General features: G+C 33.5%; 23 protein-coding genes, 12 tRNA genes and 1 rRNA gene. 16 read left to right on the top strand and 20 right to left on the bottom strand.

The annotated features are described in order from the left end of the window. Positions 1–218 precede the first annotated feature (218 nt). Positions 219–617, bottom strand: coding sequence for an FmdB family zinc ribbon protein (locus GEZ85_RS07930; protein WP_009732039.1), 399 nt, complete (start codon positions 615–617; stop codon positions 219–221). A gap of 172 nt (positions 618–789) precedes the next feature. Between GEZ85_RS07930 and GEZ85_RS07925 the strand changes: the two genes are divergently transcribed. Continuing rightward, positions 790–1116, top strand: a complete 327-nt coding sequence (locus tag GEZ85_RS07925) for a DMT family transporter (protein ID WP_124766009.1) — start codon at positions 790–792, stop codon at positions 1114–1116. Between the two features lie 163 nt (positions 1117–1279). Here GEZ85_RS07925 and GEZ85_RS07920 read toward each other — a convergent pair whose 3' ends face one another. Continuing rightward, positions 1280–1726 carry a helix-turn-helix transcriptional regulator gene (locus tag GEZ85_RS07920; protein ID WP_000287814.1) on the bottom strand — a complete coding sequence of 149 codons (447 nt, stop codon included), beginning with the start codon at positions 1724–1726 and terminating at the stop codon, positions 1280–1282. A 319-nt stretch (positions 1727–2045) separates the two neighbouring features. Between GEZ85_RS07920 and GEZ85_RS07915 the strand changes: the two genes are divergently transcribed. From GEZ85_RS07915 to GEZ85_RS07895, 5 genes are read left to right on the top strand one after another with little or no spacing between them, the layout of a single operon-like run. Next, positions 2046–2519 (top strand): hypothetical protein, encoded by a 474-nt coding sequence (locus GEZ85_RS07915; RefSeq protein ID WP_049502267.1) that lies wholly within the window; start codon positions 2046–2048, stop codon positions 2517–2519. A 40-nt stretch (positions 2520–2559) separates the two neighbouring features. Beyond that, entirely contained in the window at positions 2560–3756 is a 1197-nt protein-coding gene (locus GEZ85_RS07910; RefSeq protein ID WP_045616578.1) for a replication initiation factor domain-containing protein, read from the top strand. Positions 3757–3758: 2 nt separating this feature from the next. Further along, a complete protein-coding gene (locus tag GEZ85_RS07905; RefSeq protein ID WP_001096843.1) occupies positions 3759–4145 on the top strand; it encodes a hypothetical protein in 387 nt (128 codons plus the stop codon). Positions 4146–4204: 59 nt separating this feature from the next. Next, the gene (locus tag GEZ85_RS07900) at positions 4205–4399 is read left to right on the top strand and encodes a DUF3173 domain-containing protein (protein WP_000598356.1); all 195 of its coding nucleotides are present in this window, start codon (positions 4205–4207) and stop codon (positions 4397–4399) included. A 3-nt stretch (positions 4400–4402) separates the two neighbouring features. Then, positions 4403–5536: a tyrosine-type recombinase/integrase gene (locus tag GEZ85_RS07895; RefSeq protein ID WP_009732034.1), complete on the top strand. Its 1134-nt coding sequence runs from the start codon at positions 4403–4405 to the stop codon at positions 5534–5536. Between the two features lie 270 nt (positions 5537–5806). Here GEZ85_RS07895 and GEZ85_RS07890 read toward each other — a convergent pair whose 3' ends face one another. Next, on the bottom strand, positions 5807–5986 hold the full coding sequence (locus tag GEZ85_RS07890; RefSeq protein ID WP_054387488.1) for a hypothetical protein: 180 nt from the start codon (positions 5984–5986) through the stop codon (positions 5807–5809). 319 nt (positions 5987–6305) lie between these two features. On the opposite strand from GEZ85_RS07890, the gene GEZ85_RS07885 reads away from it, so the two are divergent. The 10 genes from GEZ85_RS07885 (at position 6306) to GEZ85_RS07840 (ending at position 13200) form a co-directional block, all read left to right on the top strand. Continuing rightward, a complete protein-coding gene (locus GEZ85_RS07885; RefSeq protein WP_054387489.1) occupies positions 6306–7064 on the top strand; it encodes an endonuclease/exonuclease/phosphatase family protein in 759 nt (252 codons plus the stop codon). Positions 7065–7103: 39 nt separating this feature from the next. Continuing rightward, positions 7104–7322, top strand: a complete 219-nt coding sequence (locus GEZ85_RS07880) for a hypothetical protein (RefSeq protein WP_054387490.1) — start codon at positions 7104–7106, stop codon at positions 7320–7322. Between the two features lie 5 nt (positions 7323–7327). Continuing rightward, the gene (locus GEZ85_RS07875) at positions 7328–8647 is read left to right on the top strand and encodes an FtsK/SpoIIIE domain-containing protein (RefSeq protein ID WP_153209891.1); all 1320 of its coding nucleotides are present in this window, start codon (positions 7328–7330) and stop codon (positions 8645–8647) included. A gap of 89 nt (positions 8648–8736) precedes the next feature. Continuing rightward, positions 8737–9051, top strand: coding sequence for a hypothetical protein (locus GEZ85_RS07870; protein ID WP_000772801.1), 315 nt, complete (start codon positions 8737–8739; stop codon positions 9049–9051). A 33-nt stretch (positions 9052–9084) separates the two neighbouring features. Continuing rightward, complete coding sequence (locus GEZ85_RS07865) at positions 9085–9474, top strand: hypothetical protein (RefSeq protein WP_054387492.1); 390 nt, start codon at positions 9085–9087, stop codon at positions 9472–9474. Between the two features lie 166 nt (positions 9475–9640). After that, on the top strand, positions 9641–10408 hold the full coding sequence (locus GEZ85_RS07860; RefSeq protein ID WP_153209892.1) for a metallophosphoesterase family protein: 768 nt from the start codon (positions 9641–9643) through the stop codon (positions 10406–10408). Between the two features lie 189 nt (positions 10409–10597). Then, on the top strand, positions 10598–11377 hold the full coding sequence (locus GEZ85_RS07855; protein WP_153209893.1) for a rolling circle replication-associated protein: 780 nt from the start codon (positions 10598–10600) through the stop codon (positions 11375–11377). A gap of 16 nt (positions 11378–11393) precedes the next feature. After that, entirely contained in the window at positions 11394–11597 is a 204-nt protein-coding gene (locus GEZ85_RS07850) for a DUF3173 domain-containing protein (protein WP_000562210.1), read from the top strand. Positions 11598–11600: 3 nt separating this feature from the next. Beyond that, positions 11601–12734: a site-specific integrase gene (locus GEZ85_RS07845; RefSeq protein ID WP_153209894.1), complete on the top strand. Its 1134-nt coding sequence runs from the start codon at positions 11601–11603 to the stop codon at positions 12732–12734. 40 nt (positions 12735–12774) lie between these two features. Continuing rightward, positions 12775–13200: an HD domain-containing protein gene (locus tag GEZ85_RS07840; protein ID WP_153209895.1), complete on the top strand. Its 426-nt coding sequence runs from the start codon at positions 12775–12777 to the stop codon at positions 13198–13200. A gap of 137 nt (positions 13201–13337) precedes the next feature. Here GEZ85_RS07840 and GEZ85_RS07835 read toward each other — a convergent pair whose 3' ends face one another. From GEZ85_RS07835 to rrf, 17 genes are all read right to left on the bottom strand, one after another. Further along, a complete protein-coding gene (locus GEZ85_RS07835; RefSeq protein WP_153209896.1) occupies positions 13338–13961 on the bottom strand; it encodes a hypothetical protein in 624 nt (207 codons plus the stop codon). 328 nt (positions 13962–14289) lie between these two features. After that, entirely contained in the window at positions 14290–14769 is a 480-nt protein-coding gene (locus GEZ85_RS07830) for a hypothetical protein (protein WP_153209897.1), read from the bottom strand. 319 nt (positions 14770–15088) lie between these two features. After that, a complete protein-coding gene (locus GEZ85_RS07825) occupies positions 15089–15820 on the bottom strand; it encodes a metallophosphoesterase (RefSeq protein WP_153209898.1) in 732 nt (243 codons plus the stop codon). Continuing rightward, positions 15813–16049, bottom strand: coding sequence for a type II toxin-antitoxin system RelB family antitoxin (gene relB / locus GEZ85_RS07820; RefSeq protein WP_001067147.1), 237 nt, complete (start codon positions 16047–16049; stop codon positions 15813–15815). Before relB ends, GEZ85_RS07825 begins: the two co-directional genes overlap by 8 nt. A 192-nt stretch (positions 16050–16241) precedes the next feature. Further along, positions 16242–16325 (bottom strand) — tRNA-Leu (locus GEZ85_RS07815). Between the two features lie 9 nt (positions 16326–16334). After that, a tRNA-Gln gene (locus tag GEZ85_RS07810) sits at positions 16335–16406 on the bottom strand. A gap of 13 nt (positions 16407–16419) precedes the next feature. Then, positions 16420–16492 (bottom strand) — tRNA-His (locus GEZ85_RS07805). 14 nt (positions 16493–16506) lie between these two features. Beyond that, positions 16507–16577: transfer RNA gene (locus GEZ85_RS07800), tRNA-Trp, on the bottom strand. Between the two features lie 4 nt (positions 16578–16581). After that, a tRNA-Tyr gene (locus tag GEZ85_RS07795) sits at positions 16582–16662 on the bottom strand. A 12-nt stretch (positions 16663–16674) separates the two neighbouring features. Then, positions 16675–16747: transfer RNA gene (locus GEZ85_RS07790), tRNA-Phe, on the bottom strand. 3 nt (positions 16748–16750) lie between these two features. Beyond that, positions 16751–16824: transfer RNA gene (locus GEZ85_RS07785), tRNA-Met, on the bottom strand. Between the two features lie 10 nt (positions 16825–16834). Further along, a tRNA-Ser gene (locus GEZ85_RS07780) sits at positions 16835–16924 on the bottom strand. A 4-nt stretch (positions 16925–16928) separates the two neighbouring features. Next, positions 16929–17000 (bottom strand) — tRNA-Glu (locus tag GEZ85_RS07775). Positions 17001–17008: 8 nt separating this feature from the next. After that, positions 17009–17082: transfer RNA gene (locus GEZ85_RS07770), tRNA-Ile, on the bottom strand. A gap of 39 nt (positions 17083–17121) precedes the next feature. After that, a tRNA-Gly gene (locus GEZ85_RS07765) sits at positions 17122–17192 on the bottom strand. A gap of 5 nt (positions 17193–17197) precedes the next feature. Further along, a tRNA-Val gene (locus tag GEZ85_RS07760) sits at positions 17198–17270 on the bottom strand. A gap of 4 nt (positions 17271–17274) precedes the next feature. Beyond that, a 5S ribosomal RNA gene (gene rrf, locus GEZ85_RS07755) occupies positions 17275–17390 on the bottom strand. Positions 17391–17400 lie beyond the last annotated feature (10 nt).

Raw genomic sequence — 17400 nt, 5'->3', positions numbered from 1 at the left:
GCTCTATACTATACCGGCGGCCGGGGTCGAACCGGCACGTCCTTGCGGACACTGGATTTTGAGTCTAATATTATTAGTTTTAAATCTCAGAAATATTGATTTTATAAGCTTTTTTTCCATAATATTTTTTAAAACTTAGTATCACTTCCAAAGTTTAGATACTTTTTAGTAACTATAAAATGCTAGAAAGTATACTCCTTATTAAAAAGAGTTTTGGACTAGTTTTGTGCAATTTTATTACCCATATCCGTAATAAGAGAGGCTAAATTAATTGCCTTTAATGATTGTAGAAATTGGTTGTGAATATCATTAGACACATAACCAGCTAGCAAAATATGCTCAGCCATGTCATATTGCTTAATCAAGAGAATCTTATCATGTTTTTCATTAAATAAAATCGCACTAATTGCTGTATTAAAGACTGGAAAACGAAAACTCGCACATTGTGAACAATAAGGAATATCTCCCTCATCTTTTAAAAATTTTTTCTCCAAAGGATGCCCACATTCGGGACAACAAGTCATTGTTTTGTCAAATATAGAAACCTCTTTTTTAAAGTTCTTAAAAGTAATTTTACCAGTAAAATCGAGACCACGCAAGACATTGAAATAAATCAAGACTTTTTTTTAAATTTATTTTATGATATACTAAACTTATCAGCTATTGGTTCTGAAAAAGTGTCTGCCACAGTTTTACTACAAATTCTCATGACTTGTGCCAAGATTTATAAAAAACGGATAGCTATAATAGCTCTTAGAGCAAAAACATGACATATAGGAGGTTAAAGACATGTCATACTTTTATCTTTTTATCGCCATTGTAGGAGAGATATTGGGAACTAACCTTTTGAAATTATCAGACGGTTTTACAAAGCCTATTCCAACCGTTTCTGCCCTACTTAGCTTTGGCGTTTGTTTCTATTTCTTATCACTATCAATACAAAAAATTCCTTTAGGAATAGCTTATGCAACATGGTCAGCTGTCGGTTTAGTTTTGACAGCCTCTATCGCAGTAATGATTTTCAAAGAAACACTAAATGTTTATAGCATTATCGGTTTAATTTTGATTATCATTGGTGTTGTCATGGTTAACTTATTAGGAAATGCAGGACATTAATAAAACCGGCTCTATACTATTTGTAGTGGGTAAATCCCCTATGGATATTATGGAGCCTATTTTGTTGTAGAAAAAAAGTTCCATAAGAACTATAATGAAAAGCTAGAATTCTGTCAATATTTTGGACACATTTTGGGAGGGAATTTTGAAGACTAGCGTCCTCCTAATTTTCCCAATAAGTTTTAACTTCTTCAAAAATCTTATTCAAAAGTTCTGCATCTTTTTCTGACAACTGATTTTTTTCTATAACTCTATCTTTTAGTTCTGTTGCCTTTATTTTATTTCTTGCCACCGAAACTGCTATTGAATGTTTCAAAATATCAAACTCATCCTTTGAAAAGTTTGCAATATTGGTAAGATCTAATTGTTCTAGAGGTAAACTACTGATAATTGAATAAGGTTTTTGTCCCAGCAAATAATCTGTAGTAGTCCCAAAGATATTTGCTAATTTCACAACGAATTCTAATCCTGGTTCTAACGTTCCATTCTCCCACCGAGAATATGTCCCTTGTTGAACTCCAATTAATTCCGATATTTGTACTTGAGTTAACTTTTTTGATTTTCTGAGAGTTTTTAACCTCTCTGAAAATTTATAATCCTCTGTATACATAATTCTCCTATAGATATTCTTATTCGTATATTTTAGCTTGACAAAATATTCTAAACGGTATAAAATAGAATTATTCCATAAGGAATATTTATTTTGAGATTGAATATTCCATTGAGAATATTATAGCATAAAAGGAGGTAAAAGCGTATGTAACTAGTAGTCGATTTAAAAAATTTTAATAAAGGAGGTAGGATTCGACAAAATAAAAAATCTTGAAACAAATGTGCCGTTCGTTCCAAGATCAAAACATATTATGTAACAATTATACCACAGAAAACTCTTCAGTTGCACAAGAAAATTTCGGAGGTTTCACAAAAAGATGACCAATAAAGAGTTAGTCAATCAAATTTCTGGCCTAAACTCTACCTCTACTCTTAAAAATTGGATTCAACTGATTAGAGAGATAAGTGGCAAGGAATTTAAGAAAATTAAAATTCCTATCAGTAGAAATCCAAGAACTCATCAATTAAGTTATACAGTTGCCTATGACTTTACAGACGAAGACCTTAGACAATTTCAAAAGTTAGCTAACCTAAAACTTGAAATAGGTCTCAAAGAGGCTATACAAGCCGTATTTGGGAGTCTAGCAGATAATGAGCAAGAATCCCTAAACCAAGTAATAGATGAGCTCTACGATGAACTGAGCGCCTTGAAACAGGAATTTAAACGAGAAATACGACTGATAAAAATTGAGAATTCCAACCTAAAAAAGAAAATCCAAGATATTGAAGAGTCGATGCAAACCGGCCTACTAGGGTTTGTTAACAAGAGGTCAAAAAATAGGTTCGGCTAATAGCGAGTTTTCGGCTGAGCCATGAGGCAGAAAGCCGAAAATGAGCGTAGATGCGGACGGACCATTTTTGACCGATAGGGTGTGTAGTAACACCACCCTCTGCAAGTTAGGTGTACCATCGAAAGAATTCAGTATTTCCAAGGGTTTCGGAGATTTTAAGGGTGGCAAAATTAAGCAAAAAGTTGAATCAAAATCTATGGCAAAAAATGAACATTTACGTTCTGTATTTGACTGGATTCAAATTCAGTTTGATAAGACTGAATTTTCGCCAAGAGAAATAATCGAAGACATTCTATTTCTTGACTATGACCTATTTATTGAGAATAAAGGGAGCCTTAAATACTATAACTATGATAGCCAGCTTCATTATGGGAATATCCGTATCTACTATGGAGCGAAAGAGTCGTCCTACATGCTTGTCATGTCAGGACAGGCACTCGAGTTCTATAGAGATATGGTATTAGATCCAAATAGTCTGTCCGAAAGACAGTTTTTGAACAACCTCTACTACAATTACAATCATTTTTCAGTAAGACGAATTGATATTGCAATAGATGATTTTAATGAAACACCCTATTTCACTCCTAATCAGCTTCTAAAGATTTGTCAGAAGAAACGCTTTATATATGGAAAAAGCACCTACTACAATACCTACGGAGATGAAACAATCGGCCAGACCTTATATTTGAGAAAACCCAATGATGACGAAAGACTTAGAATTTACGATAAACGCTTAGAACGAGCTGAGAAGCTCGGTATCAGCAAGCGGTATATAGAAAATTGGATAAGAACTGAGTTAGAACTTAGGAAAGAAAAAGCTCACTACTTCATTCAAGAATGGTTGCATTCAGAAATAGATCTTCTCAACTTTACCAAGGGATATCTCAAAGAAAAAGTGAGGTTCTATAGTGATAGCTATTTCTCAAAACCTTTGAGATCTTGGGAAAAGTTTTTAGGCCATTCAAAACCCGTCTCTATCATTATTTCAAAATCAAAAACAGAACTAGAACAAAAATTAGAATGGTTTACCTATAAAGGTTCAGGAGCTATTCTAAAAGCGTATAAATTTCTATACGACAATAACTTACTGCATGAGTATGAGAAAGCTAACTATCTCGCACTCAACAATATGGAATATCCACCAGATTTAGCAAGTGGATTAATAGAAAGAGCAATACTCTTTAAACGAGAGGATTTGATCCCTACAATCAAAGAAAATATTAAAAGGAGAAATTAACTATGGCAAAAATGCTTTCACAAAATGACTGGAATTTTAATAACATTGGAACAAAATTTGAATTGGATGAAGTCATTCCAAAATTTGAAACGGAAGTCCGAGCAGATGCAAACGGAGAAATTATCAAAAACCGAGATGGTAGCGAAAGACGTTTTAATACCGATAAAATCATTGGTTGGAAATACAATGTAACAATCAAGGATGGACAATTCAAAAAGAAATCAACCCAAGTCTCAGTAGACAATCCAGATGCCTTGGTTGATAATGACTATATCCAAGCAATGGATGAAGTACCAGTTACATTTGACAATTTACAAGCTACTATGATTAGCACGACAATGTATTACAAGGCTGATGCTATCCATTTAGTAGATGTAAAACAAAAATAAGTAAAATACAAGGGGAGTTAATCCTCCCCTTAGTTAATCTAATTAGAAAAGGAGATCACATGATTAAAACTGTAACAAAAGATGACCTTATCGAACTTGGATTTGCTCCAGGAACTGCAAGAAAGATTATCCATACCGGCAAATTACTATTAGTGAATCGTGGTTTTAACATCTACGATAACAAAAGGATTGGTACAATTCCAGCCAGTGTCGCAGAAGAACTATTAGGAATTGAACTCCAGAAAGAAGCGTAGCTTATGGCTTTACGTAAAAGTAGAGACGGAACTTGGATTGTTGATGTTTCCAATGGTATAAATCCAATATCTCTAAAACAACGTAGAATTGTAAGAAAAGGATTCAAAACTAAAAAAGAAGCATTGGAGGCCGAACAATACTTACGAAGTGTCGAACTTAAAGAAAAAAGTTTCAACTCAAAAATATCAATTGATATCCTTTATGATCTCTTAAAAGAAGAGGATAGAATAAACAACAGAAAACAAAGCTATATAGATACACAAGAAAACAACTATAACAGGCATATAAAAAACTATTTTGAAAAAGTTGATGATGTAGCTAAATTAACTTATGAAGATATCTATCAATTCAGAGAACATCTAAGAGATAAAAATACTCAAAACTCAGAAAAGAAGCTAAGTCCAAACACTATTAATAAAATTATAATTTTACTAAAGAAAATTCTGGATGTTGGATTAAGAAAGGGATTTTACAAGGAACATCCCGTAGGATTACTGAAAAAATTACCCATAGAAAAAGTAAAATTAAATTTCTGGACAGTAAAAGAATTTAAGCATTTCTTAACACTATTTAGCAACGATGAATACAATATAAAATTACTATTCACAGTTCTATTTTTTACTGGTCTAAGACTCGGAGAAGCTCTTGCTCTAACGTGGAAGGACATAGAGTTTTCTACAAATACAATCCATGTAAGTAAATCAATATACGTTAAAAAAGGTGAAGAACACATTAGTAGTACAAAGACAAAAGCTGGAACCCGAAGAATCATCATGAACACCAAACTAGTGGAGACACTAGAAGAATGGAGGCAAACACAGCATGAAAGATTAAAAGAATTTACAACCAACCTAGATGATCTACAGATATTTCAAAATAGCCCGATTACGATAACTAAGGATTCAATCGAAAAACAATATAAAAAAATATTACAAAGAGATAGTTCTTTAAAAAAAATAAGAATTCATGACTTCAGGCATTCACATGCTTCCCTACTAATAAACCAAGGAGAAGATTATCTTGTCGTAAAAGAAAGATTAGGACATGCTTCTATAACTACAACAATAGATACATACTCTCATTTGTATCCAAGCAAGCAACAAAAATTAGCGGATAAATTAGATGATTTGTTATAAAACTAGTAATTTTAAGTAACTCAGCGTTACAAATTCAACAAATAAAAGAAAAAGACAAGGTCCGAAAACCTTGTCTTTAATACTATACCGGCGGCCGGGGTCGAACCGGCACGTCCTTGCGGACACTGGATTTTGAGCCCAGCAGGCTTTGGTGTTTAAGATTTTATATCTTTATAAGTCAGCATAATCAATGTTATAAAAACCCATTTATATTATTTAAAAAAACAAAATTTTTATTTTTAGTAACTTTTTAGGAATTCGCGTATTCACCTATTTTATTTCTTCATCAATTTCATAATATTCTTTTATGTACTCATAGTACTTATAAATTGCTTGATTTAGGATGTAAGCCTTAGTTACTCGACCTTCTTTCTCAGCAATAATTTTTTGGATTTCGTCTAATTCATCCGATGAGCGTTTTGTCATATAAAAAGCTATTTGTTTCTCCATTGATAACTCTCCTCCATTTATTTAATTTTATTTTAGCAAAAAAAATACCTATTTACTAGCTTTTTTGCTTGCCAAATTATTTTTTTTGTTGTATACTCTTTTTATAGAAAATAACTAGTTATTAGCTAGTTTAAAGAAAGGAGGCAACTAGTATGAACAGATTGGAACAGGAAGCTTTAGATTACTTCTATGAAGAATTGGAAAGCTATTATGATGATGAACAGGAACAAGGAGAAATCTTTGACGGCTTGAACGACTAGCAGGAGGAGTTCTCCTCCTCTTGCTGATTTACTAATAGAATAGAAAGGTTTATTTATATATGAAAAAATTAAAAGCAGTCACATGGAACATAAATTTGCGTTCTAAAAAGGGGATGCTAATCCCAGATATGGTGTGCAAAGAACTGATTCGATTAGAAGCACATATTATCTGTCTGACAGAGTATGTGAAAACAGATAATCATTCTCAATTTTGTTCTAACCTACAAACTAATGGTTATACAATTTTTGAAGATGTGCGTACTATTGGTTTTGGAAATGAAATCATTATTGCCATAAAGAATGATTTAGTTAATGATTGCCAAGTCATTACTATCGATAATGATGATAATAATCCAAACTTTTTACACGTTAGAGTGACAATTGAAGGACAAGAATTAAACATTATTGGAGTTCGTATCAAGGTCGGTGGAGAAAACATTTTTCAAGATTTCAAACATCGAAAATCGCAACTAGATAAACTAATCTCAAATTTACCCGCAACACATGAAAATACAATTGTTCTAGGTGACTTTAATAATGGCTATTTCAAACAGAATGACGATATTCATTCCTATCAGGGCAAAGCTAGGGAGTTTTACTCTTATCCATTGCTTAAGTCTGAAATGAATAAAGCAGGCCTAACCGTACATACTCCCTCTGAGGAAACCTCTTGGAAATATTGTAAATTAGACCATATTATAGGAAATATTCCTATTTCTAATGTGTGTTATTCTTGGAGATTCTTAGAAAATCCTGATTATCAAAATAAAGTCAGTTTCCCCGACCACGCTATTTTAGCGGCGACTATATCTTTATAGTTTTCCTTAAAATAATTGCTCATTATAGGAGGTAATGAAATGAGTGATAATTTAAAAGCATATCTATTTCTTTTAGGATTTATGATATTAGCTGGCATAGCAATTTTTATATTCCCTCAAGGACATTTCTTTTCGAATTCTATCCTTATCCTTGGGTGTATTCCACTGCTTATCTCAACATATTATTTCGCAAAAATCAAGCTCTTAGGGTTTTACGAACTTTTAAAAGAGCTTTTAGATAAAATAAAAGGTATCTAACTAATATGTTTAAATTAAGACAAAGTGCTGATTTAACCAAAACTTATATTATTACTAGTAGTAAATTGAAGACAGTACATTTTTCAATAATAGCACTCACTATCTGCATTATATGTGCTATTATTGCCAATATAAGGGCTCCAACTTTTGTTCAAATTCTCTTCATATTTTTAGGTGGATTTATTATCTATAAAATTCATCTGAAAATAAAAACTTTTCGATATAACTTAGAGTATTACCTTATTATACGTGAGAGCTTACTTTATGTACTCCACACAAACAGACTTTATACCACATCTAAAGATAGTTCAGGCTATGAAAAAATCATCAGAAGTGCAGCATTAGAATACGAGATAGATAGACAAAAAGGTCATGTTCTTATCAAAGCTCTTATAACGGGCGATGAATTTACAAAAAAACTTCAAGCTCTTGATGATGTGCTTTGTGGCGCGCTTGGACTAGAGCTTGACGAGAAGATTCTTCGGGCTAGTGTTGCAGAGTATCATTTCTATTACATAAAACCAAAAAGGTTAGTTCTACAATCTCACAACCAAAGACGAGAGATAGATAGCCTTGATATAGATTTAGGATATGGTGTAAATTACAACCCAATAAAATGCCCACATATTTTAGTATCGGGAGGAACAGGGAGCGGAAAGTCTGTCTTCATATCTTTCCTGATTTTAGAACTTCTCAAACGGCAATCAACAGTCTATATTGCTGACCCTAAAAATAGTGATTTAGGCAGTTTGTCACACTATATTGGAGATAAATATGTATCTACAAACCCTAACAATATCGCACGAATTGTTCGACTAGTCGTCGAGGCAATGACGGCACGCTATCAAATTATGCGTGATAACTTTCAATACGCTTCAAATTTTTCAGAGCACGGCTTTAAGCCGATATGGCTGATATTCGATGAAATGGGAGCATTTCAAGCTTCAGGAACGGATAAAAAATCAAAAGAAGTTATAGTTGAAGTTATGGACGGTATCAAGCAAATCATTCTACTTGGACGACAAGCTGGGGTATTTATCCTAATTTCAGCTCAACAAATGAGAGCCGAAACCTTAAATACCGACCTTAGAGATAACCTAGGCTTGAGAATTGCTCTTGGTGCAAATTCTAGCGAGGGTTATCGAATGGTCTTTGGTTCTGCTACCCCTGATAAATTAAAGCCAATTGAGGTAAAAGGGGCTGGCTATCTTTACATGCAAGGCTCAGGAAAAGAAACGGCTCAATATTGGGAAAGTCCTTATCTTGATACAACACAATTCGATTTTATAAAAGAACTACAATTATATATAACAAAGTTAAAATAATTTCAATAGATATTTTTGCTTAAATTCAATAGATTTTCAGCAAAAATATCTGTTCCTCATCGCTCTGCGATGATAGAAAAGAGGTACACATGAAGTTGAATGATTTTTTAAAGCCAGAACTGCTTGGCAACAAATTTCTAGCAGTAAAAGGCTATACAGAAGTATTAGACAGAGAGACTAATAAGCCCGTAGCTTTAAGACTTAACGTGTCAATTCAAGACGAAAACTCAGATTTTTTTATGGAGATGATACAAGTCAAAGTAAATACATTATCCCCTACTGCTTCTGTTCAAGAGATGACGAATAATAAAACTTGTCCTGTTAGTCTTAAAGATTTAAACGTAGGGCAATTCAATGGAAATTTGTGGTTCGCTTGTTCTGATGTTTTACCTGTAACAAAATAGCTAAGATTAGATAATATATAAAGGAGTTTTACAATGCAAACTTTTAACTACGATGATTTTAAGAATGAAAAGGGGATTGTTTCATTTTCTGAAGCAGAACAAATCTATTCTAGTCTCCTTAATTCCTCCAATCAACTTGATAAAGAATTTCAAGAAGAATGGACAACATTTGTGCTTCTATGCGTAGAGTATGCCTCTGCACGTGGTAAATGGCTCACACTCTCAAGAGAAGAGAAACTTGCCAGCGATGAATCTAGAACTGTTACTCACAATAAAGTTATTTATCAACTAAAGATTTTAAAAGGTTTAGCAAGTGAACAGGGCAATGATGTTGCTTGGTTTGAAAAATTTAACGATGACAGAAAACGTATTGGGGATTTTGCTTGCTATGTAGCTTATATCTATGCCTTAAATGCTCGATAGACAATTAGAGGATATTATGGCTATATATTACTCTATGTCTGATATTCATGGAAATTATTAAATAACATCTTAAGAATAATTAGTTCTATTTATCTATCACCGAAACAATGTGCTATAATTTAATTCGATTCTTAGACTAATATCAAAAATAAAGAGGGGAATATATATGAAGACGTTATTAATTGGTGATTTACACTTAAAATCTCAACTGATTTTACCCATTGTTGACAAAATTATCCAAACACATAATATTAAGAGAATCATTTTTCTTGGTGATTACGTTGATTTACATGGTCAAACTAACAATATCCAACTTTATGCCAAAGACCTCACTTTTTTATACTCTTGGAAAATAGATAAAGAGCAAAACGGAATAGATGTAATTAATCTTATAGGTAATCATGATGCTTATTATTTACTGGGAGAACAAGCTCCTTTCTCAATTCAAAATTTAGAAGTGTTTTTCGCAGTTAAAGAATTGTTGCAGGATTTGAAATTACAAGTAGCTTATCAACTAGATGATTATTTAGTCAGTCACGCTGGTTTCAATCTGATATTTGACCCAAAAGAATGGCATTTTAACCTCTATACCAAAGAGCATGAAGAAGAATTAGATATTCTAGCTTATACAATAGGACCAATGCGTGGTGGGAAAGCTCTTGGGGGTTCTCCTTTATGGGCACATTTTAGAGAATTAGAACTGCTTCCCAACCAAGACTTTCCTAAACAAATTGTTGGGCATACCCCTAAAGAATCTATTGATATTTCTAAAAATGTTATTGGTATAGATACTTTTTCATTATATATTGACAAAGATAATAAATATCAATTTATTGGTAACGGAGATTTGCTCGTTTATGACCAAGGACATTTTGAGGTCATTCCAACAGACTGGGCAACAGACAAAATATTAAAACAATTACCACGACTATAAATTTAATAGCTACTTCTCATCATGTACCTAAGCAAAACTGCCGACAAGCAGTCGGCAAGCTGGAAGTGTGTTTAGCGGAGCGGTGCTTAGGATCACATGATAGAAGTAGGGAGGAGCTTTGCTCCTCCTAGTTTATTTATTATATAGACAATCTTTTGGCGAAAGCCAACCTAAAAGGAACTATTTTTTATGACCTCATATAATAAAAAAATAGTCCGCACTTCTTCCTATATTGAAATTTGGGAATATGAAAAGCCAATATTTTCAAAAGGAAAATCCATTTTAGATACTGATACTAAAAGCAAAGAAAAATCACAACGTAGAACATTTGATGAACTTACACCTGAAGAACAAGAACAACGTCTGGAGCGTATGAAAAAAACTCGCTTAGAAGCTAAGTGGAACTTATTACGCCTAGTTGATTGCAATTTTGATGATACAACTTCTTTTCTTACATTGACCACTAAAAAAAATATCAGCGATAGAAACCACTTCAAAGACTTACTCAAAACTTTTATTAAACGCTTTAATTATCACATTTTTAATACCAAGAAAAGTAAATTAAAATATATAGCAGTATTAGAGAGGCAAAAACGTGGAGCATGGCATGCTCATATTCTGCTTTTCAGCGTTCCTTATGTACCACACCGTCAACTCTTGGAACTTTGGGGACATGGAGCAGTACGGATAAATAAAGTTGATGTAGACAGCAAAGAAAATCGCGGTCGATATGTCACAAAGTATTTTGAAAAAGGGATTGGACAAGAATTGTTGGAAAACTTCGGAAAGCAAGCCTATTTTTCATCACGCAACTTAAAAAAGCCTGATGAAGATAGATTTTATACTTATGAAGATTTTAATTATGATAGTTCAGTCGTACTATATGAAACGGAATACATTAGTAAAGTCTATAAAGACGGTCAGTATTTCGATAATCATGTAAAGTATAAGAAAATAAAACTAGATTAATAAAGGAGTAAGTTACATGATAGCAACTGTTACTAAAAATGACCTAGTTGCCCTTGGTTTCTCTGAGGGAACATCTAAACGTATTATCCGCCAAGGGAAAGAGCTACTGATAACACGAGGCTTTACAGTCTATCAGAATAAACGAATTGGTACTATACCTGCTACTATTGTAAGCGAATTACTCGGTTTTGATGTTCAAAACAGTACCCTCAAGGAGTAAAATATGGCAATTAGAAAAGGTAAAGACGGTAATTGGATAGTTGATATTAGCAACGGTTTTGACCCAATAACACTAAAGCAACGTAGAATTGTCAGAAAAGGCTATAAGACAAAAAAAGAAGCTATTGAAGCAGAACACTACTTACGAAGTGTAGAGTTAAAAGAACGCTTCTATGGGGCTAAAATAACTATCCCCATACTATATGAACTACTAAAGGAAGAAGATAGTATAAATCATCGAAAAGCAAGCTATATCAATACACAAGATAATAATTACAACAAACACATCAAAGATTATTTTTCTATGGTAGATAATGTCGGAAAACTAACCTATGAAGACATCTACCGATTTAGAGAACATCTTAGGCAAAAAGTAGGAAAAAATTCTGATAAACCGTTAAGCACAAATACTATCAACAAAATCATGATTTTACTCAAAAAGATTTTTGATGTTGGTTTGCGAAAAGGCTATTACACCTCCAATCCAGCAAATTTGATAAAAAAGTTGCCAATCGAAAAAACAAAAATGCAGTTTTGGACAGTCAAAGAATTTCAACATTTTTTAACCTTGTTTGAAACTGAAGAATATAATATCAAGTTACTCTTTACTGTTCTATTCTTTACAGGACTACGACTTGGGGAAGCATTAGCACTAACATGGCAAGACATTGATTTTACAAGCAATACAATTCACATTACAAAATCAGTTTATGTAAACAAAGGAATAAGTCATGTTAGCACAACAAAGACTAAAGCTGGAACAAGAAGAATTATCATTAATAAGAAATTGAGCCATGAACTACAACAATGGCAACAGAAACAAAAACACCTATTAAAACAATTTACTAATGATAGCATGACCCTACAAGTGTTTCAAGGCTCACCTATTACAATTACAAAAAATGCAGTTGAAAAACAATATAAGAAAATACTTGAACGTGATAGCACACTAAAAAAAATACGCATACACGATTTTAGGCACTCACACGCTTCCCTGCTGATTAACCAAGGGGAAGATTATCTAGTTGTAAAAGAGCGACTAGGACATGCTTCTATAACAACCACGATTGATACCTACTCTCACTTGTACCCAAGTAAGCAAAAGGATTTAGCTGATAAACTAGATGATTTACTATAAAGTAATTGAGTTTTATAAATGGAAAGTTTATAATTAAATCATGGATACATCACAAGTAATAAAAGCACATGAAGTAGCTAAAAAAGCACACTTTGGACAAATTGATAGAGCAGGAATTGACTACATTAAACACCCTGAAACAGTAGCTAGTTTTGTCGCAACTGATGAAGAGAAAGCTGTCGCCTATCTACATGATGTAATTGAAGATACTTCACTAACCCTACTAGACCTAAAAAAGGAAGGTTTTTCAAAAAACATTATAGAAGCCGTTGATATACTCACAAAGAAAAAAGGACAAGATTATCAATCTTATCTCAATCTAGTAAAGAAAAATGAACTCGCTAGAGTTGTAAAGTTGGCGGATTTACGGCATAATTCAGATTTAACAAGACTACCATTAATTACTGAAAAAGACTTAGAGAGAAATAAGAAATACATACAGGCAATTCATTATTTAAACAAATAAGAAAAAGAATAGGTAAAACTCTATTTCAGGAGATAACTAAGTAAATCTTCCCACAATAAAACGCATAGTATCAAGTTTTTCAACACCTGATATCATGCGTTTTTTGATTTTAAAGTTTTTTGCCCAGCCACTTATTATTATATAAAATGTGATGCTAAAGGATTAGCTAAGCTAGCAAAGAAAGTACTAACCTCATTTGAGAAATCAATACATCTAAATAAGGTAAAATCGCCATCGTTGGATTTTTCAACATGGAACGGTAATACACCATAGTAACTAATAATATTGCTGATATAACACAAAGTAGAAAATAGTTCAATCTCGTCATTAAAATTAATATTAATAACTTGTCCTTGTTCACCTAAGTAATCAATCCAAACATCAGTATTAAACTTACCATCAGCTTTAAGGAATTCAAATACAGATTTCATATCAATACTATTAACTTTTTCTAAAGCATTCAATATTGTACTTTCTTCCAGTATATCAAAATTTAGATTTAAAGTTTTAGAATGACTAAGCAATATCTCAACTCTTCTTTTGAAAGTAGAATATCTATAACATGAAACTTCACCAGTTAATTTTTTAACTTCTTCCTTAATATAGTCGTTTATTGTTTTATTTCCTAGAATAGGATAGATTTTATTAAAAAAATCCCTCGAAGAAAGTTTTAGCTTAAAATGTTCTTCCAATTCATTATACTCTGGCTTCCAATTGCGAAGTAATTCTTCGCAAATTATATTTACATTAGTTGATAACATAAAGCACCTCGTTTTCTATATTAGGTACATAATTTTTTGCGGTACTGTACCTTGTATTCATTATAAATTAAAGTACATTTATTTTGTACTTCTCAAGTACAAAATAAAATTGAAATATCGTCAAGAAAATTTAGATATTTTTAGTAACTAAACTCTAAAAATTTAGATACTATGCATTATTATTACAATTAGTCTTTACTCTGGGCGAGGCTCTTGCAATATTCATTTATTTTCTCCTTTTTGTGTTTGTGTATAATTGTAGTATCTTTATTAAACAATAGCGATTAAGCTACAGTTCCTCAATGTTACCATGAGAAACTGTAATTCTCTACTGCATTATCTCTTTGTAATACCCAAAAATGACAAGTTTTATGACATAAGATAATCTGACTTGCCTCACCATCTCAGAAGTCATAAATTCTTTTTGATAACCTTCCAATGATGTAATGATAGAGTTTTCTAAGAAAAACCTTACAGATAAGGTTCCAACATCCTTATCCTTTGGAATAGAGGAAATCGAATGTTTCATTTCACTATCTAATTTATGCCAATCTTTCAAACTTAAAGATTTTGTTTTTTCAAAAGCCTCTTCTAAAATACTTGATGCAGACGCTTTTAAAATCAAAGTTACTGAAGTTGCCCCTAATTCATTGTCAATTTCTTTTAAATATGATTTTGTTGCTTTTTCTAAATTTTCTACATCTTGTTCATTTATTTTAGCGTCTAACTTTTCCTGAATCACTGCTTGTATAGATTCCAGATAGTACTTTGCCTCATAAGATAGGCGTACTCCTAGGTGCGACCGCATTTTTAACCTCCATGTTTTGAGTTTTGTTGTATCCCATATAAACAGTCTATCATTTATTCTTTCAGAAGTCAACCCAAAACACTAAAAAAATTCATTTTATTCTCTTTACAATAGAATTAATCTTTTGGAATGTTGATTTAATAGGCATTGTGTCGATTAAAGTCCCTCAGTTTTAAACTGTCCACAAGGGACGTGCCGGTTCAACCCCAGACGCCGGTATAGTAATAAAAACAAGATTTATAAGCCTTGTCTTTTTGTTATGTCATAAGAAATTTTTTGAAATTGTTACTAATTTCATATAAAAGCACATGATTAAAAGTTATAGAAAGTGATATTTTTGGGTAATTGTATCATAGTAAAGAACAGGTATTGTTTTGCTATTCATTACATCTCCATCAATAAAGTAATGACTTTTACTATCATAGTAAATCTTACCTAGGTATCTTCTATCTTTAGCTACTTCCCAAGAAGCAATATGGCCCGAAATAATAGCTTTATGAAAGCTACCAGTTGTAATAGGAAATTTGTTTGTAAATATCTCTGAACTCGTTAGTTCTTTCCAAAGCTTTCCTACTTCTTCATCAATGCCCGCATGGACAAAAATTTGGGTTTCAGTTTCATAATAGCGTTCATCCCTATATCGTTTTTTAAACCAGTTTATAAATGGATTGAATTTGATATTATTTTTAATTTCATTTCTAACACCTGTTTCAAAGTTGTTAGCATTCGATTTAAAAATATAGTTCAATTCCTCTGGAGAGAAGAAGCTTTTTATTGTTTCTGGAAATGCTGAAGCAGTAGGTTTATCTAAAATCAACCAATCATAAAACCATTCTTCATGATTCCCTAGAAGAGTAATAATTTGATTAGGATAAACCTCCTCAAGTTCGATTATTTTGGAAATGACTTGAAAAGATTGAAGTCCATTATCAAGATAATCTCCTAGTAAAAATAGGCGATTATCTTTATCGTTTAAATTTACTTTATTGAGAGCGTTTCTGAATTCATCCAAGTATCCATGTATATCAGATATTGCGTATAATTTAGCCATAGCGTCTCATCATTTCTTCATGTGAGATAGTTTTTTTGCCACATTCAACCCATTTTTTATAAGCTTCATCAGCGACCTTAATATCATACATATCTTCAATTTTCTCTATAACAGCTTGTCTAATAAAGTCAGTCTTTGTTGTATTATTTTCTTCAACAATAGCATTTAATAAAGAATTTAACTCTTGACTAAGTTGAATAGAAATTTGTGTAGTAACAACATTATTCATATAACAGCCACCTAATAGTTATTTTAGATACATTATACTCCTAGTCTAAAAGTTTCTCAATAAAAAATTTCACTTTTTATAACTTTTAATCATGTGCTTTTATATGAAATTAGTAATTATTAGTAACAATTCCAAGAAATTTCTTATGACATAATAAAAAGATAAGGCTTATAAACCTTATCTTTTCAACTATACCGGCGGCCGGGGTCGAACCGGCACGTCCTTGCGGACACTGGATTTTGAGTCCAGCGCGTCTGCCAATTCCGCCACGCCGGCAAATAGTAACTGGGGTAGCTGGATTCGAACCAACGCATGAGGGAGTCAAAGTCCCTTGCCTTACCGCTTGGCTATACCCCAATAATATAAAATAGGCGAGTGATGGGGATCGAACCCACGCATGCCAGAGCCACAATCTGGTGTGTTAACCACTTCACCACACCCGCCATAATTCTATTAACACGGGCAGTAGGAATTGAACCCACACTGAAGGTTTTGGAGACCTTAGTTCTACCTTTAAACTATGCCCGTAAAATGGAAGGGGAGGGATTCGAACCCCCGAACCCGAAGGAGCGGATTTACAGTCCGCCGCGTTTAGCCTCTTCGCTACCCTTCCAAAATATATAAATGGCGCGAGACGGAATCGAACCGCCGACACATGGAGCTTCAATCCATTGCTCTACCAACTGAGCTACCGAGCCTTATTGCGGGAGCAGGATTTGAACCTACGACCTTCGGGTTATGAGCCCGACGAGCTACCGAGCTGCTCCATCCCGCGTTAATACAAAAGGAGGATGTGGGATTCGAACCCACGCACGCTTTTACACGCCTGACGGTTTTCAAGACCGTTCCCTTCAGCCGGACTTGGGTAATCCTCCAAAATAGTCCGTACGGGATTCGAACCCGTGTTACCGCCGTGAAAAGGCGGTGTCTTAACCCCTTGACCAACGGACCAAACTTTATGGGCACGAGTGGACTCGAACCACCGACCTCACGCTTATCAGGCGTGCGCTCTAACCACCTGAGCTACGCGCCCAAGTTAAAAACTTGGTAATGTAATTTGAACAAAGTTCAAAGCGGGTGACGAGAATCGAACTCGCGACAACAGCTTGGAAGGCTGTAGTTTTACCACTAAACTACACCCGCTTAAATGGGAGTTAACGGGATCGAACCGCTGACCCTCTGCTTGTAAGGCAGATGCTCTCCCAGCTGAGCTAAACTCCCTAGAGCTAAGCGACTTCCATATCTCACAGGGGGCAACCCCCAACTACTTCCGGCGTTCTAGGGCTTAACTTCTGTGTTCGGCATGGGTACAGGTGTATCTCCTAGGCTATCGTCACTTAACTCTGAGTAA

The organism is Streptococcus mitis, from assembly GCF_009496205.1.
Taxonomy (GTDB): Bacteria; Bacillota; Bacilli; order Lactobacillales; family Streptococcaceae; genus Streptococcus; species Streptococcus mitis_BN.
This window is presented reverse-complemented; position numbering and strand designations above follow the sequence as displayed.

Bases quoted from the DNA above. Each gene is read 5' to 3' on its own strand.
- GEZ85_RS07825 (WP_153209898.1), bottom strand. From the start codon at position 15,820: ATGGCTAAATTATACGCAATATCTGATATACATGGATACTTGGATGAA.
- GEZ85_RS07900 (WP_000598356.1), top strand. From the start codon at position 4,205: ATGATTAAAACTGTAACAAAAGATGACCTTATCGAACTTGGATTTGCT.
- GEZ85_RS07875 (WP_153209891.1), top strand. From the start codon at position 7,328: ATGTTTAAATTAAGACAAAGTGCTGATTTAACCAAAACTTATATTATT.
- GEZ85_RS07915 (WP_049502267.1), top strand. From the start codon at position 2,046: ATGACCAATAAAGAGTTAGTCAATCAAATTTCTGGCCTAAACTCTACC.
- GEZ85_RS07835 (WP_153209896.1), bottom strand. From the start codon at position 13,961: ATGTTATCAACTAATGTAAATATAATTTGCGAAGAATTACTTCGCAAT.
- GEZ85_RS07925 (WP_124766009.1), top strand. From the start codon at position 790: ATGTCATACTTTTATCTTTTTATCGCCATTGTAGGAGAGATATTGGGA.
- GEZ85_RS07865 (WP_054387492.1), top strand. From the start codon at position 9,085: ATGCAAACTTTTAACTACGATGATTTTAAGAATGAAAAGGGGATTGTT.
- GEZ85_RS07830 (WP_153209897.1), bottom strand. From the start codon at position 14,769: ATGCGGTCGCACCTAGGAGTACGCCTATCTTATGAGGCAAAGTACTAT.
- GEZ85_RS07880 (WP_054387490.1), top strand. From the start codon at position 7,104: ATGAGTGATAATTTAAAAGCATATCTATTTCTTTTAGGATTTATGATA.
- GEZ85_RS07895 (WP_009732034.1), top strand. From the start codon at position 4,403: ATGGCTTTACGTAAAAGTAGAGACGGAACTTGGATTGTTGATGTTTCC.
- GEZ85_RS07910 (WP_045616578.1), top strand. From the start codon at position 2,560: ATGAGCGTAGATGCGGACGGACCATTTTTGACCGATAGGGTGTGTAGT.
- GEZ85_RS07860 (WP_153209892.1), top strand. From the start codon at position 9,641: ATGAAGACGTTATTAATTGGTGATTTACACTTAAAATCTCAACTGATT.
- GEZ85_RS07890 (WP_054387488.1), bottom strand. From the start codon at position 5,986: ATGGAGAAACAAATAGCTTTTTATATGACAAAACGCTCATCGGATGAA.
- GEZ85_RS07855 (WP_153209893.1), top strand. From the start codon at position 10,598: ATGACCTCATATAATAAAAAAATAGTCCGCACTTCTTCCTATATTGAA.
- relB (WP_001067147.1), bottom strand. From the start codon at position 16,049: ATGAATAATGTTGTTACTACACAAATTTCTATTCAACTTAGTCAAGAG.
- GEZ85_RS07845 (WP_153209894.1), top strand. From the start codon at position 11,601: ATGGCAATTAGAAAAGGTAAAGACGGTAATTGGATAGTTGATATTAGC.
- GEZ85_RS07905 (WP_001096843.1), top strand. From the start codon at position 3,759: ATGGCAAAAATGCTTTCACAAAATGACTGGAATTTTAATAACATTGGA.
- GEZ85_RS07840 (WP_153209895.1), top strand. From the start codon at position 12,775: ATGGATACATCACAAGTAATAAAAGCACATGAAGTAGCTAAAAAAGCA.
- GEZ85_RS07850 (WP_000562210.1), top strand. From the start codon at position 11,394: ATGATAGCAACTGTTACTAAAAATGACCTAGTTGCCCTTGGTTTCTCT.
- GEZ85_RS07870 (WP_000772801.1), top strand. From the start codon at position 8,737: ATGAAGTTGAATGATTTTTTAAAGCCAGAACTGCTTGGCAACAAATTT.
- GEZ85_RS07920 (WP_000287814.1), bottom strand. From the start codon at position 1,726: ATGTATACAGAGGATTATAAATTTTCAGAGAGGTTAAAAACTCTCAGA.
- GEZ85_RS07885 (WP_054387489.1), top strand. From the start codon at position 6,306: ATGAAAAAATTAAAAGCAGTCACATGGAACATAAATTTGCGTTCTAAA.